Origin of the sequence: Rhodococcus sp. NPDC057014 (genome assembly GCF_042673295.1) — a bacterium.
GTDB lineage: Bacteria > Actinomycetota > Actinomycetes > Mycobacteriales > Mycobacteriaceae > Rhodococcus_F.
This window is the reverse complement of sequence record NZ_JBHUSF010000267.1, coordinates 1-12775: the sequence shown is the minus strand read 5'-3', so window position 1 is coordinate 12775 and position 12775 is coordinate 1. Positions and strand designations below refer to the sequence as shown.

Below are 12775 nucleotides of genomic sequence, written 5' to 3'. Positions count from 1 at the left end.
TCGCAAGACTCACCCCGACGCGGCTTTTCGGTGTTACCTCAGTCGCTCCACACGGCCACCGGATCGCCGAGCACCGCCTCGTCGACCTCGATCCCGAGTCCGGGGGTGTTCGGCGGCAGGATGCCGCCGTCCTCGGTCAGCACGTCGAACCTCGCGGTCGGCAGCGTCACCATGTCCTCGCAGTTGAGGACGCAGCGCAGCGTGCGCGGCGGGACGGTGGCGCCGAGTTGCACGATCGCCGCGAACGCGATGGACGAGCCGACCGTGTCCTGCACGCTGACCGTCATCCCCGCCGCGCGCGCGACGTCGCGGTGACGACGGCCGCGGGTCAGACCGCCGGCCTTGGAGATCTTCAGTCCGATGCCGTCGGCGACGTCGTGCGCCGAGGCGAACGCGATGTCGTCGTCCTGCTGCGCGAGCTCGTCGACGATGATCGGGTACAGGCAGCGCTGGCGGAGCGAGATAGTCTCCCGCCACGTGGCGCAGGGGGCCTCGAGCACGAAGTCCAGACCGGGCGGCAGCATCCGGAGCATCCGCAGCGCGGTCTCCGGCAACAGTCCACCGTTCGCGTCGACCAGGAAGAACTCACCGGGCTGCTTGTCGGCCAGGGATGCGGCGATCCGCTCCGCATCGAGCGCGGGCCCGCCCTCGCTGTCGAGTGCGCCGATCTTGATGGAGTGGCCGCGGTATCCCTTGGCACGGTGATCGGCGACGCGGCGGCGCATGTCCTCCGGTTCGCCGGCGTAGATCGAGGAGATCATCGACATCGGAACACCGGTCGAACCGCCGAGGAGTTCGGCGACCGGAAGTCCGACGGACTTGCCGAAGACGTCCCAGCACGCGACGTCGAGCGCGGTCTTGGCGTGGTTGTGACCGACGAGTGCCTCGTCCATCGCGTCGTTGATCCGGTCGACCTGACGTGGGTCCCGGCCGAGGAGGTGGGGTGCGATCTCCGTGATCCCGGCGCGGGTGCCGAGAGCATGGGAGGCGATGTAGGTGGAGCCGAACGGTGTGCTCTCGCCCCAACCCTGGTGGCCGTCATCGGTGGTGATGCGGACGATGGAGGCGTCGAACGAGGTGTACGAACGGTCGCCCGAGAGCAGGTAGACACCGCCCGAGTACGGCAAGTCCACCTGGAAGAGTTCGATCTGCGCGATCTTCACCTGTTCTCCTTCGTTCATCTGTTCTCGTGTGTTCCGGGCCGAGGTTCCACCGGGCCACTGATGTTCATATTCTGAACACTGTGATTGAAATTGTGACATGGCCCTCAGTGGCGGTCAATACGGCACGGCGCCACACCTCGCCGTCGCAGTTCCGCCCACCCCCGATTCGATCTGCGCACGGAATACCTTGCTGAACAACACCGCGTCACATCATCTGCACCGAGAAACTCTTGCCCGACCGGCGACCCCGAAACGCTTGACAGGGTGTGACCCAGGACGCAATACTTACACCAGTTTGAACATAACGTTCATAAATTGAACGTATGGAGTTCAGTACCCGACACCGGCACCCGCGCCGCGACCCGAAGAGGAGCCACCATGCTTACCTCCACCATCGACCAGGCCCACTACCGCACCGTCATGGGACACCTGCCCACCGGCGTCGTCGCCCTCTCCGGCATCACCCCCGACACCGACCACCCCTGCGGCCTCGTCGTCGGCACCTTCCAATCACTGTCCCTCGACCCACCCCTGGTCAGCTTCAGCGTCGCCCACACCTCCACCAGCTGGCCCAAGGTCCGCGCCGCCGGACAACTCTGCGCCAGCATCCTCGCCGCCGGCCAGGAACCGATCTGCCGCGCCCTCTCCAGCAAACAACCCGACAAATTCGCCGACATCGACTGGACCCCCTCCCAGACCGGATCACCCCGCATCACCGGAGCCCACGCCTACATCGACTGCGAAATCACCCACGAACTCGACGGCGGCGACCACACCATCGTCATCGCCCGCGTCCTGCACATGGACACCGGACACGGCGAACCCCTCGTCTTCCACCAAGGCCGACTCGGCGGAATCCGGCAACTCACCGCCGCCTGACCCACCACTGGAACCGAAAGCATCGGGGGCGCAATGAACGAGCCGAGGACGGCCACAGTGATCGCAGTGAATCCCGGCGAGCCGGCGGAGATTGCCAACAAGTCGGTGACCAAGGCTGTCCGTCTTCTGCGCGAGCTTGCATCCCGGCCAAAGACCGGCGCGACGGTGAGCACCCTCGCCAAAGCCGTCGGGATCTCCCGCCCCACCGCATTTCGTCTGCTCCACAGCCTCGAGCGGACCGGCCTGGTGGATCGCATCGACAACAACTACATCCTCGGCTCGGAAATGTCCCGACTCGGCCGGCACGCCGACCCCTATGCCGGTCTGGCAGCCCGCGCTCGGCCGTTGCTGCAGGAGCTGGCCGACACGTTCGACGAAACGGTGACCTTGTCGGTGCCGAATGCAAAGGACGAGCTCGACCTCATCGCCGAGGCCGCCGGCTCACACGTCGTGGGCACGACATCCCGGATGTCCCCGCACATGATCGGCAAGCAGTATCCCCTCCACGCCAGCTCCAGCGGCAAGGTCCTCCTGGCCGAGTGGCCGATCAAGAAGGTCCTCGGCCGCCTGCCCGAAAAACTCGAGGCATACACCGCGCAGACAATCACCGACCGCGCGGCCCTGCTGGCCGAACTCGATCGCATCCGCGACAACGGCTTCGCTCTCATCGACAACGAGCTCGAGGAAGAGTTGATCTCCCTCTCTCGTCCCGTCAGGGATTCGTCCGGGAACCTGGTGGCGATCGTGTCCCTCAACGGTCCCCGGTACCGGTTCGGCCCCGACCGCATTCCCGAAGGCCTGCAACAGATGCAGCGGCTCGTCGAGCGCCTCGCCGATGCGCTCTGGCGGGATTCGGAATAGATCCGCACGGAACGGGAGCGTAGCGCGCCCGGGGCAGCCGGGTCTATCCGCCGACCACCGACTTCGGCCGGTGGGCCCCCAATACTGCGTCCGTGTCGGCGCCGAGTACCGGCGGCGCGGACGTCAGGTGCGGGCGTTCGCCCGCGAAGCTGACCGGGAACGCGATCTGCCGGAGGCTGCCGATCGTCGGGTGGTCGACCGTGCCGATCATGCCGAGGGCCGCGGTGTGCGGGTCGGCGTAGATCTCGTCGAGGTGCCGGATCGGTGACACGGGAACGGCATGCGCGGTGAGTGTGTCGCACCAGTGCTCGACGGTGCCCGACGCGAACGCCGTCGACAGTTCCCGCTCGAGATCGCCGCGATTCGCGACGCGGTCCCGGTTACGCGCGAATCGCGGATCGACCGTGAGGTCGTCCCTCGCGATCGCCGAGCACAGGCTCGCCCATTGCGTGTCGTTGCCGACGGCGACGACGAAGTATCCGTCGCTCGCGGGGAACGCCTGGTAGGGAGCGAGATTCGGATGACCGGAGCCCAGCGCGCCGGGACGCTCCCCGGTCGCGAAATAGTTCGTCGCCCAGTTCACGTGCAGCGCGAGCTGGCATTCGAACAGCGACGTCGTCACGTACTGCCCGCGGCCGGTCCGCGACCGCTCGACGAGGGCGGCGAGCACGCCGATCAAACCGAACAGCGCCGCCCCCAGATCGCCCATCGCGAATCCGGCCTTCATCGGCGCCCCGCCCGGCTCACCGGTCAGCGACATGAGGCCGCCGGCGGCCTGCGCGATCATGTCGTAGCCGGGTTCGTCCCGCAACGGACCGTCCTCCCCGAACGCGGAGATGTGCAGTACGACCAGGTGCGGGTACCGCTCGGACAGCGTCCGGTAGTCGAAGATCCGCTGCAGTCCGCTGCCGGGTTTGAAGTTCTCGACGACGACGTCGGTCTCCTCGAGGATGCGGTGGATGAGGTCCTGTCCCTCTTCGGATTTGAGGTCGACGGTCACCGATTTCTTGCCCCTGTTGATCGCGAGGTAGTACGTGGCGTCGACGCCGACGAACGGTGGCCCCCACGACCGTGTCGGGTCGCCGCCCTCGGGGTGCTCGACCTTGGTGACGTCGGCGCCGAGGTCCGCGAGCGACATGGTGGCGTACGGTCCGGCGAGGATCTTGGAGAGGTCCAGCACCCGCACCCCCGCGAGGGGTGTCGGTCCGTTGTGGGTGGTGTTCACAGGAGAACTCCTGTCGCAGAGTCGGTTCGGGGTGCAGCGGCGTGCGCGACGTCCTCGGCGACGGCGGTGCCGTCGACGACGGCCGCGAGGTGGCGGAGGGCGGCCTCGGAAACGTCTCCGGACTCGCCGGCGAGATAGGCGTTCGCGACGAGCAGCGACCGGTAGCCGCTGCCCGTGCCGACCGCGAAATCGGCGAGGTCGAACAGCAGGGTGGCCATCGCCGCACGGGCCAGCGCGTTCGCGTAGCGTGCGCAACCGGCCTGCGCGGTGTCCTCGTCCCCGGCGACCAGCAGATCGCCCTCCGCGACGAGGTCGTCCCACCGCCGGCGGAGAATCTCGGCGCCGGGACCGCAGTCCGGTCCGAGTCCGTCGAGGATGCCCCGCATCGTGTCCGCCAGCTGACGATGCGCAGCGAACTTGCGCATGCACCGCAACACGTCCAGGGCGATGACGTTGCTCGACCCCTCCCAGATCGACCCCAGGTGGGCGTCGCGGACCAGGCGGGCGTGTGCCCATTCCTCGATGTAGCCGTTGCCGCCGCGGATCTCCATGGCCTCGCCGGTGACCACGCGCGCCCGTTTGCAGATGTAGTGCTTGGCGAGCGGGGTGAGCACCCGGATCAGGGCCCGCGCGGAGTCGTCGCCGGCGTCGGCCGACTGCAGGCACTGGGCGCTGTACGCCACCAGCGCGAGCGCCGCCTCGGCGTCGAGCGCGAGGGGTAGCAGGGTGGCGCGCATCAGCGGCTGGTCGAACAGGGTCTTGCCGAACACGACCCGCTCCCGGGTGTGGTCGACGGCGTCGCGTACGGCCCGCCGCATCAGGGCACTCGACCGCATCGCGTTCGACAGCCGCGACGTATTCACCATCTCGGCCATCTGCCGGAAGCCGCGGTCGAGTTCACCCACCTGGAGGGCGTACGCACCGGTCAGCGACACCTCACCGCTGGGCATCGAGCGGGTACCGAGCTTGTCCTTCAGCCGGTCGATCGTGTAGCTGTTGCGCTCGCCGTTCGCGAGAACCTTGGGGACCATGAACATTCCGACGCCGCGGGTCGATTCGGCGTCGCCCCCGGGGAAGCGGGCGAGCGTGACGATGACGTCGGCGTCGGGATTCGACGCGAACCACTTCTTCCCGGTCAGCCGCCACGCGTCGCCGTCGCGTTCCGCCCGGGTCTCGGTGCGGGCGATATCCGTGCCTGCCTGCGGTTCGGTCATGAACATCGCGCCGGTCATCGAACCCTCGGGATCCGTCGACGTCAGCGCGTCGATCCACGGCCCGAACACGTCCGGCTCACCGAACATGCGCAGCGTGCGGGCGGCGGCGTCCGTCATCGACACGGGGCACGCCAGCCCGAACTCGGCCTGCACGAAGACGTACGACGCGAGGTATTTCACCAGGTGCGGCGGGACCGCGTCCCAGCCGTGCAGGCCGCCGCGGTGCGACAGTGCGGACAGTCCGTATTCGCTGTAGGCGGCGCGGCACAACTCCTGGTACGCCGGGTGGTACGAGATCCGGTCGATGCGTTCGCCGTCCCGGTCGAACTGCTGCAGCACCGGCGGATTCTTGTCGGCGGTGGCGGCGAGGGCGTCGAGCCGGTTGTCGGCGTCGGCGCCCAGACGGTCGAGCAGGGCGTTCAGCTTGCCGCGGTCCGACGGCGCGGTCCACCGGTCGACGACGATGCGCAGGGCGGGGTCGGTGTGTGCGAAATTCATGAGTGGGCAGCATCTTTCCGGGTCGAGGTGTGGGCGGGAAGGGGCTCTGTGTCCGGGCTCCGCCGGGCTTCGCCTCTGCGGAGCAGCAGCGTCATGCAGGCGAGCGACAGCACGACGTAGCCGAGTCCGAGGGCAACCACCGGCCAGATCGAGTCGGTACGGGTGAGCAGGAACTGGCAGAGCATCGGGGCGGTTCCGGCGAAGATCGCCGTGGACAACTGATACGACAACGAGATTCCGGTGTACCGGACGTTGGTCGGGAAGACCTGGGCGAGGATGCCGGCGAGCGCGGCGTAGTACATCGCGTGCGGGGCCGTGGCCAGCACCATGCCGAGCATCGCGAGTGGCACCGACCCGGTCTGAACGAGCAGGAACATCAGGGGCAGCAGGATCAGTTCGGGCAGCAGCATCCAGCGCACCGCCCGCGACGGATCGATCTTCGTGGCCAGCACGGCGCCGAACGGCTGCACGAGCACCTGCGCGACGAGCGCGATCGTGATCACGAGGAGGAAGTCGCCGCGGTCGAATCCGAGGTCGGCGGTGGCCCACGCGAGTGCGAATGTCGTCTTGACGTAGGTGATGGCGACACCCGCGACCACCGCGCCGACGCCGAGGACGAGTTCGACGGGGTGCGAGCGCAGAACCTCGACGAGCGGCATCCGGGTGCGTTCCTGCGCGACGACGGCCTTCTTCATCTCCGGGGTCTCCGAGATGCGCAACCGGATGTACAACGCGACGACGATGAGGGCGGCGGACGCGAGGAACGGCAGCCGCCAGCCCCACGATTCGAACACGCTGTCCGACAACAAGGTCAGCGCGAGAAAGGCCAGGGTGGCGAGCAGGTTGCCGACGGGTGATCCCTGCTGCGCAAACGCGCCGTAGAGCACCTTCTTGTTCGGCGGCGCGAATTCGGTGGCGATGAGGACCGCGCCACCCCACTCACCGCCCATGGCGATGCCCTGGACCACCCGGAGCGCGACGAGCAGGATCGGCGCCCAGATCCCGATCTGCGAGTAGGTGGGGAGGCAGCCGACGCCGACCGTTCCGATCCCCATCAGGATCAGCGTGATGATGACGGCGTTCTTGCGTCCGAACTTGTCGCCGAAGTGACCGAACACGATCCCGCCGAGCGGGCGGGCCACGAAACCGATCGCGAACGTCGCGAACGCGGCGAGGGTACCCACCGCGGGCGAGGCGTCGGGGAAGAACAACCGGCCCAGCACCAGCGCGGAGGCGGTGCCGTAGATGTAGAAGTCGAACCACTCGATGGTGGTGCCGACGAAAGCGGTGACACCTGCTTTGCGGGCCTGCCGGGTGCTGTATTCGGGTGGTGCCGCGTCGCGGCCGGGATTCGGATTCACGGTTCTCCCTGACTGTGGTACTCGGGCGTCACACCGAGGTAGAGGTGGTGTGCATCACTATGGTCGGGATTCCGTGTACAGTCCAAGACTTAATTCAGCTTATTTAGGTGATCCAGACACATAGTCCCGAGGAGCGTCATGGAACTCCGTCACCTGCACGCCTTTCTCGCGGTCGCGGAGGAACTGCACTTCGGGAGGGCCGCCGAGCGTCTCCATGTCGCGCAGTCGCCGCTCAGCCAGACCGTGCGGGCCCTCGAACGGGAACTGGGCACCGACCTGTTCGTCCGCACAACCCGCTCCGTGCGCCTCACGGCCGCGGGCGAGGCGCTGGTGGGTCCGGCCCGGGCAATCGAGGCGCAGATCGGGATCGTCCGCGGCATCGCGCAGGCGGCAGCGGCCGGCGAGACGGGCCGCGTGACCGTCGGGTTCGGTGGCGCTGGCGGCTACACGGTGCTGTCGGTCCTCGCCCGCTCCCTCGCCGACGCCTACCCCGGCATCGAACTGGACCTGCGCCCGCAGATGTACTCCGGCGAGGTGCTGGACGCTCTCGGGCGCGGCACCCTGGACATGGGCATCGTCGGACTGCCGGTCCCGCGGGGTTTCGCGACGCACACGGTGCTCGAGGAGGCGCTGATGGTCGCGGTCCCTGCCGGGCACCGCCTCGTCGACGCGGGCGCGGTCGCTCCCCGGGAACTGGCGGGCGAGCGGTTCGTGATCTATCCCGCCGAACACGGCTCCGTGGTCCGCGACGCCACGATCGCGCTGTGCGCGGCAGCAGGATTCGCCCCCGTCGTCGCGCACGAGGCACCCGACCCGTACAGCCTGCTCGCAATGGTCGGCGCCGGAGTCGGAGTTGCCGTGGTGGTGGATTCGACGGCGCACCTCACGATGGACGGCGTCGAATACCTGCCCCTCGCCGGCGACGCCCCCACCCTCCCGATCGCCATGGCCTGGCAGGACTCGAATCCCTCACCTGCGATGCAGACCGTGATCCGCGTACTACGCGATGTGATCGGCAATATCCGTTCCGTGGGGGCTTGACCGAATTTACTAACGTCTATAGTTTATTCGCAGTGAGACAAGTCACGCTGGATGTAGCATCGTCTCACACTCGAATATGCGATTCACCAGCCCGAGGAGGTCGGAGATGTCTTCACCGCCTATCGCCTGCCCATCGACCGGCCCGTACCGGAGTCGGTCGCCGGTCAGCTCCCACCGTCGACGTCGACGCCGACCAGGAACGCTCTGAGCATTTCGACGAACAGCGCCTCGTCCGCATCGGTCGCTGCCGCGGAGCGTTCCACCGCGGCGTTCGGCGGCAACTCGACGAGGGCGGGCCTGCCCGTCGCAGTGCACATCGCAGATCCCACCGTCATCCGGTGCGTGGCTTCGAGCAGAAACAGATGGCGTGACAGCGGAACTCCCTGCTCGCCCAGCAGCGTCGAATACTGCGCGTAGAGCGTGTGCAGCAGCTTCTCCGGAAACCAGGTGAACACCACCGGAACGACGTTCGGATGGCGGAGCAACGAGTTCCGGAACTCGAGAGACTCCGCGATCAGCCATTCCCGCCACTGTCCCGGTGCGGGATCGGGAATCCGAGGAGTCTCCAGAACCACGGCCCGCGCCACCTCGGACAGGATCTCGGTCTTGTCCGCGAAATGGTTGTACAGAGAGGGCGCCCGAACATTGAGCGCCGTGGCGATTCTTTCCAGACTGAAGCCTTCCATACCGTCGCGATCGATGATCTCGATCGCGGCAGACACCACGGCGCTCCGCGTGATCGCCGGCTTGCGTCCCACTGATCCTCCTCCGGTCCGCGCGAATCGTACCCCCGACGGCCGTCCACTCGCGGTGCCGAGACCCCACACCCATGACAAGGAGCACGTCGATGCGTGACACCACCATCCTGCGCGCCGTCCAGGCCTGGACCGTTCGCCAACCCGACGCCCCCGCCCTGCGCTGTCACGACCTCTCGTTGACGTGGCGCGAGCTGACCGCCGCGATGGATCAGGCTGCTGCACAACTGGTGTCGTCGGGCGTGCGCCCCGGCGACCGTGTCGGCGTCCTCGGCGGCCTTTCGGTGGAGTGGGCGATCGCCGCGCTGGGTGCGATCCGCGCCGGCGCCATCCTGTGCCCGCTGAACGAACGGCACAAGACCACCGAACTCAACGAGGTCTACCGGAAACTGACGCCGAGAGTCGTCGTCGCCGCGGCGCTCAACCGGGAGTTCGCCGAAGCGGCCTGCGCGGGCATCGACGAACCGCCGCAGATCGTGGACTCCCGGATGCTGTGCACCACCGATCCGGGCGTGCCCCTTCCCGATCCCGGGAGCGATCCCGCTGACCCCGTCTGCATCATTCCCACGTCCGGTTCGACCGGCCTGCCGAAGGGAGTCGTCTACACCCACGAGTCGTTGCTCGGCGCGTTCTTCGAGTGGTCGCTGCAGGCGCCGGAACTCATGGGCGCACGCACCCTGAACGTGAGCTCGATGTCGTTCGCCGCGGGCCTGCTCAACGGATTCCTCGCGCCCCTCGTCCTCGGCGGCAGCGTCGTCATGTTGCCCAAATGGGATCCGCACGTCGCGATGTCCCTCATCGCCTCCGAGCGCGTGGCGACGATGGCGGGCACCACCATCTTCTTCGAGCAGATGGCCGCGCTCCCGTCGTTCGAGTCCACCGAACTCTCGTCGTTGAAGGTGGTCTTCATCGGCGGAAACCCGGTGACTCTGGGCCTCATCGAGGCCTGGTCGGCGAAGGGAGTCGGTCTGCGCCAGGCTTACGGCCTCACCGAGTCGCTGTCGATGGTCACGTTCCCCAGCGTCGAACTGTCCATTCGCACACCCGAATCGGTCGGCTTCGGAGGCATCCTCACGAGGGTCGACATCATGGATCCGGATGGCACACCCTGCCCTGCGGGCACATCGGGTGAGATCTGGATATCCGGTCCGGGCATCGCCCGAGGCTACTGGCAGGACGACGCACTCACCGAGCAGACGTTCTCGGGAGGATGGCTGCGCACGGGCGATGTCGGCGTGAAGGACGACGAGGGCGCGATCCGTGTCGTGGGCCGCACCAAGGATGTGATCATCTCGGGCGGGATGAACATCTACGCAGCAGAACTCGAGCGCGCCGTCCTCGAACTCCCGGCTGTCCTCGAGGCCGCGGTCATCGGCGTCGTCGACGACGAATTCGGTGAAACACCGGCCGTTCTGCTCCGCACCTCCGGCGCCGTTCCCGCACACGAGATCGTCGATCACTGCCGCACTCGACTCTCGAACTACAAGGTGCCCCGGTATGTCGTGTTCCGCGACGACCCGTTGCCGCGAACCTCCAGCATGAAGATCGACAAACGGATTCTGCGAGCCGAATACGCAGACCTTGCAGAACATCACGATCGCATCGGCCGAACCGCATCCTAGACACACCGCGCTCCCGCATGCGACACCTCGACCACATCGGAGTCCCTTCACCATGAGCATCGATCACGACATGCAGCACGACATGCAGACAGTGCGAGACCGCGCACTGCGCAAACTACTCACCCACCTCAGCGATTCCGTCACCGACCAATGGGACGAGATCGCACCGTTCCAGTCGACCGACTACCACGATCCTGCGGTGGCCGAACTCGAACGGGACCGCATCTTCGGTGAGGTGCCGTTCATCGTCGCCCACAGCACCGAACTCGCCGGCAAGAACGATTTCATCTCCGTCGAACTTCCCAGGAACAAGGCCATCGTCATCCGGCAGAAGGACGGCAGCGTCAAGGCGTTCGTCAACGCGTGCCGGCACCGCGGAGCCGAACTGGTGACCGAGGAGTCCGGCAAGTGCCGAATCTTCTCGTGCCCGTACCACCGGTGGTCGTACGATCCCGACGGCCGGCTGCGCAACGTGACCCTCGACAACACGTTCGGCGAATTCGACCGGTCCCGATTCGGTCTCGTCGAGCTTCCCGTCGAGGAGCGTCACGGCTTCGTCTGGATCATCGACAACGCCCGACGAGAAATCGACGTCGCGGCCTGGCTCGGTCCCGAGATGGACGAGATCCTCGCCGGATTCGGCATCGACCGCCTCGTGAGCATCGATCCGCACACCTATCGTCGCCCCACCAACTGGAAGATCATGCAGGACGGGTTCCTCGACAACTACCACGTGAAGTATGCGCATCCCAACACGGCAGGGAAGATGCTGCACACCAACGCCGTTGCCATGGAGGACTACGGTCGGCACTTCTGGTTCCTGACCAGCCGCAAGAGCATCGACCAGTTCATCGGCCAGGACGTGACGTGGGATCCGTCGATGGTGAACCACACCATCGAGAGTTGCTTCCTCGCACCGAACACCATGCTGCTCAAACACGCGACCCACATCGAGCTGCTCACGTTCCGTCCGGTGGGGGCGGATCCGAACGAGTCCATCATGCAGATGCGGGTGATGGCCCCGACGGTCGAGGACAGCGGGCTGGCCGAGGAACACTGGGAGAAACGGTGGAAGAAAAACTGGGACATCCTCATCTCGATCCTCCACGACGAGGACTTCCCGATCCTCGACGGTTCGCAGCGAGTGTTGTCGAGCATGGACGCAGGCACGATGCTGCTCGGCCGGAACGAGTTGGCCAGCCATCTGTTCCGGCGGGAAGTGCGGCGTCTGGTCGAGACGGCACCGGAGGCGTGAGCGTGCCCACCACCGCCGAGGCCGAGCTGATCTCGCTCCGATGCTACGACGGCCCCCCGGCCCGCGACACCACGCACCTGTTCGAGGCGGCGCGTGACGCCGACGCGGAGATGGGTTTCTCCGCACCGGAACAGTCCTTTTCGCGCTCCTCGGCTCACTACCTCACCGCCGAGGTCCGCACCCTGCTGCACCGGTGGACCGCCGCGGCGCCGAGCGAGCCCGTGCTCGCCGCGGTGATCACCGCGCGGGAACTGGGATCGTCGCTGTGGGCCGTCGACATCGTCGTCGATCCGCGGTACCGGTCGATGGGAGTCGCCACCGTCGTGTTCGAGACGCTCGGTGCCGACCTGTCGGGTCTGCCGGCACCGTTCGTCGCCGTGGACGGCGCGACGTTCGTGGGATGCTCCTACGGCTCACATCCGGCGTCCGGACGGCTGGCACGGCGATTCGGCGCACAATTCGGGGGCAGACGCGACCGACTCCTCCTGCCGTCCCGCGCCGACTATGCCGCGTCTCGCATGGCGCGACTCCCGCGGCCGCCTTTCGTGGCGACGGCGGACGCCGGCCCCGACGCCGGTGCGCCGTCCGTGTGGCAGCACTTCGAGGAGGCCGACGCCACCGACACGAGGCGGTTGTGCGTCACCGACGCCGACGGAGCCGTCGCAGGCCACGTCCGACTCGGCCTGACCGATGAACCGCACCGTACCGGCCTACTCCGCCTCGACGCGGCCGCCGACACCCGGGACCGGTCGGTGGGCGTCGTCCGGACCGCGATCGAGCACCTCTGGGCATGCGGCGCCCTCTCCATCGAAACCAGCGTCGACGCAACCGATGCCACCACACTCGACGTCCTCAGGTCCGCCGCATTCCAGCACGACCGGAGCGACGCCCTGTTCACGTG

General features: G+C 67.1%; 11 protein-coding genes. 6 read left to right on the top strand and 5 right to left on the bottom strand.

The annotated features are described in order from the left end of the window. Positions 1 to 38: 38 nt before the first annotated feature. Entirely contained in the window at positions 39 to 1181 is a 1143-nt protein-coding gene (locus ACFTZB_RS34650; protein WP_378438703.1) for a mandelate racemase/muconate lactonizing enzyme family protein, read from the bottom strand. Positions 1182 to 1541: 360 nt separating this feature from the next. Between ACFTZB_RS34650 and ACFTZB_RS34645 the strand changes: the two genes are divergently transcribed. Then, complete coding sequence (locus ACFTZB_RS34645) at positions 1542 to 2042, top strand: flavin reductase family protein (protein WP_378438701.1); 501 nt, start codon at positions 1542 to 1544, stop codon at positions 2040 to 2042. A gap of 33 nt (positions 2043 to 2075) precedes the next feature. Then, the gene (locus ACFTZB_RS34640; protein WP_378438699.1) at positions 2076 to 2903 is read left to right on the top strand and encodes an IclR family transcriptional regulator; all 828 of its coding nucleotides are present in this window, start codon (positions 2076 to 2078) and stop codon (positions 2901 to 2903) included. Between the two features lie 43 nt (positions 2904 to 2946). Here the strand turns inward: ACFTZB_RS34640 and ACFTZB_RS34635 are convergent, their stop codons facing one another. Genes ACFTZB_RS34635 through ACFTZB_RS34625 form a run of 3 tightly spaced genes read right to left on the bottom strand, consistent with a single transcriptional unit; the run spans position 2947 to position 7201 of the window. After that, on the bottom strand, positions 2947 to 4128 hold the full coding sequence (locus ACFTZB_RS34635; protein WP_378438697.1) for a CaiB/BaiF CoA transferase family protein: 1182 nt from the start codon (positions 4126 to 4128) through the stop codon (positions 2947 to 2949). Further along, positions 4125 to 5840 carry an acyl-CoA dehydrogenase family protein gene (locus tag ACFTZB_RS34630; RefSeq protein ID WP_378438695.1) on the bottom strand — a complete coding sequence of 572 codons (1716 nt, stop codon included), beginning with the start codon at positions 5838 to 5840 and terminating at the stop codon, positions 4125 to 4127. Before ACFTZB_RS34630 ends, ACFTZB_RS34635 begins: the two co-directional genes overlap by 4 nt. After that, a complete protein-coding gene (locus ACFTZB_RS34625) occupies positions 5837 to 7201 on the bottom strand; it encodes an MFS transporter (protein WP_378438693.1) in 1365 nt (454 codons plus the stop codon). The genes ACFTZB_RS34630 and ACFTZB_RS34625 overlap by 4 nt, the downstream gene beginning before the upstream one ends. A 138-nt stretch (positions 7202 to 7339) precedes the next feature. Here ACFTZB_RS34625 and ACFTZB_RS34620 point away from each other — a divergent pair, with 138 nt between their 5' ends. Further along, positions 7340 to 8242: a LysR substrate-binding domain-containing protein gene (locus ACFTZB_RS34620; RefSeq protein WP_378438690.1), complete on the top strand. Its 903-nt coding sequence runs from the start codon at positions 7340 to 7342 to the stop codon at positions 8240 to 8242. A gap of 164 nt (positions 8243 to 8406) precedes the next feature. Here ACFTZB_RS34620 and ACFTZB_RS34615 read toward each other — a convergent pair whose 3' ends face one another. Next, positions 8407 to 9000, bottom strand: coding sequence for a TetR family transcriptional regulator (locus ACFTZB_RS34615; RefSeq protein WP_378438688.1), 594 nt, complete (start codon positions 8998 to 9000; stop codon positions 8407 to 8409). A gap of 89 nt (positions 9001 to 9089) precedes the next feature. Between ACFTZB_RS34615 and ACFTZB_RS34610 the strand changes: the two genes are divergently transcribed. The 3 genes from ACFTZB_RS34610 to ACFTZB_RS34600 form a co-directional block, all read left to right on the top strand. Then, positions 9090 to 10619 (top strand): class I adenylate-forming enzyme family protein, encoded by a 1530-nt coding sequence (locus ACFTZB_RS34610; protein WP_378438686.1) that lies wholly within the window; start codon positions 9090 to 9092, stop codon positions 10617 to 10619. A 52-nt stretch (positions 10620 to 10671) separates the two neighbouring features. Beyond that, positions 10672 to 11874, top strand: a complete 1203-nt coding sequence (locus ACFTZB_RS34605) for an aromatic ring-hydroxylating dioxygenase subunit alpha (RefSeq protein WP_378438684.1) — start codon at positions 10672 to 10674, stop codon at positions 11872 to 11874. 2 nt (positions 11875 to 11876) lie between these two features. Further along, positions 11877 to 12775 (top strand): hypothetical protein (locus ACFTZB_RS34600; RefSeq protein WP_378438682.1); only part of this gene is annotated, 899 nt, incomplete at its 3' end.

Excerpts from the sequence above, each read along its gene's own strand:
- ACFTZB_RS34640 (WP_378438699.1), top strand. The coding sequence starts at position 2,076 with ATGAACGAGCCGAGGACGGCCACAGTGATCGCAGTGAATCCCGGCGAG.
- ACFTZB_RS34610 (WP_378438686.1), top strand. The coding sequence starts at position 9,090 with ATGCGTGACACCACCATCCTGCGCGCCGTCCAGGCCTGGACCGTTCGC.
- ACFTZB_RS34620 (WP_378438690.1), top strand. The coding sequence starts at position 7,340 with ATGGAACTCCGTCACCTGCACGCCTTTCTCGCGGTCGCGGAGGAACTG.
- ACFTZB_RS34645 (WP_378438701.1), top strand. The coding sequence starts at position 1,542 with ATGCTTACCTCCACCATCGACCAGGCCCACTACCGCACCGTCATGGGA.
- ACFTZB_RS34630 (WP_378438695.1), bottom strand. The coding sequence starts at position 5,840 with ATGAATTTCGCACACACCGACCCCGCCCTGCGCATCGTCGTCGACCGG.
- ACFTZB_RS34605 (WP_378438684.1), top strand. The coding sequence starts at position 10,672 with ATGAGCATCGATCACGACATGCAGCACGACATGCAGACAGTGCGAGAC.
- ACFTZB_RS34650 (WP_378438703.1), bottom strand. The coding sequence starts at position 1,181 with ATGAACGAAGGAGAACAGGTGAAGATCGCGCAGATCGAACTCTTCCAG.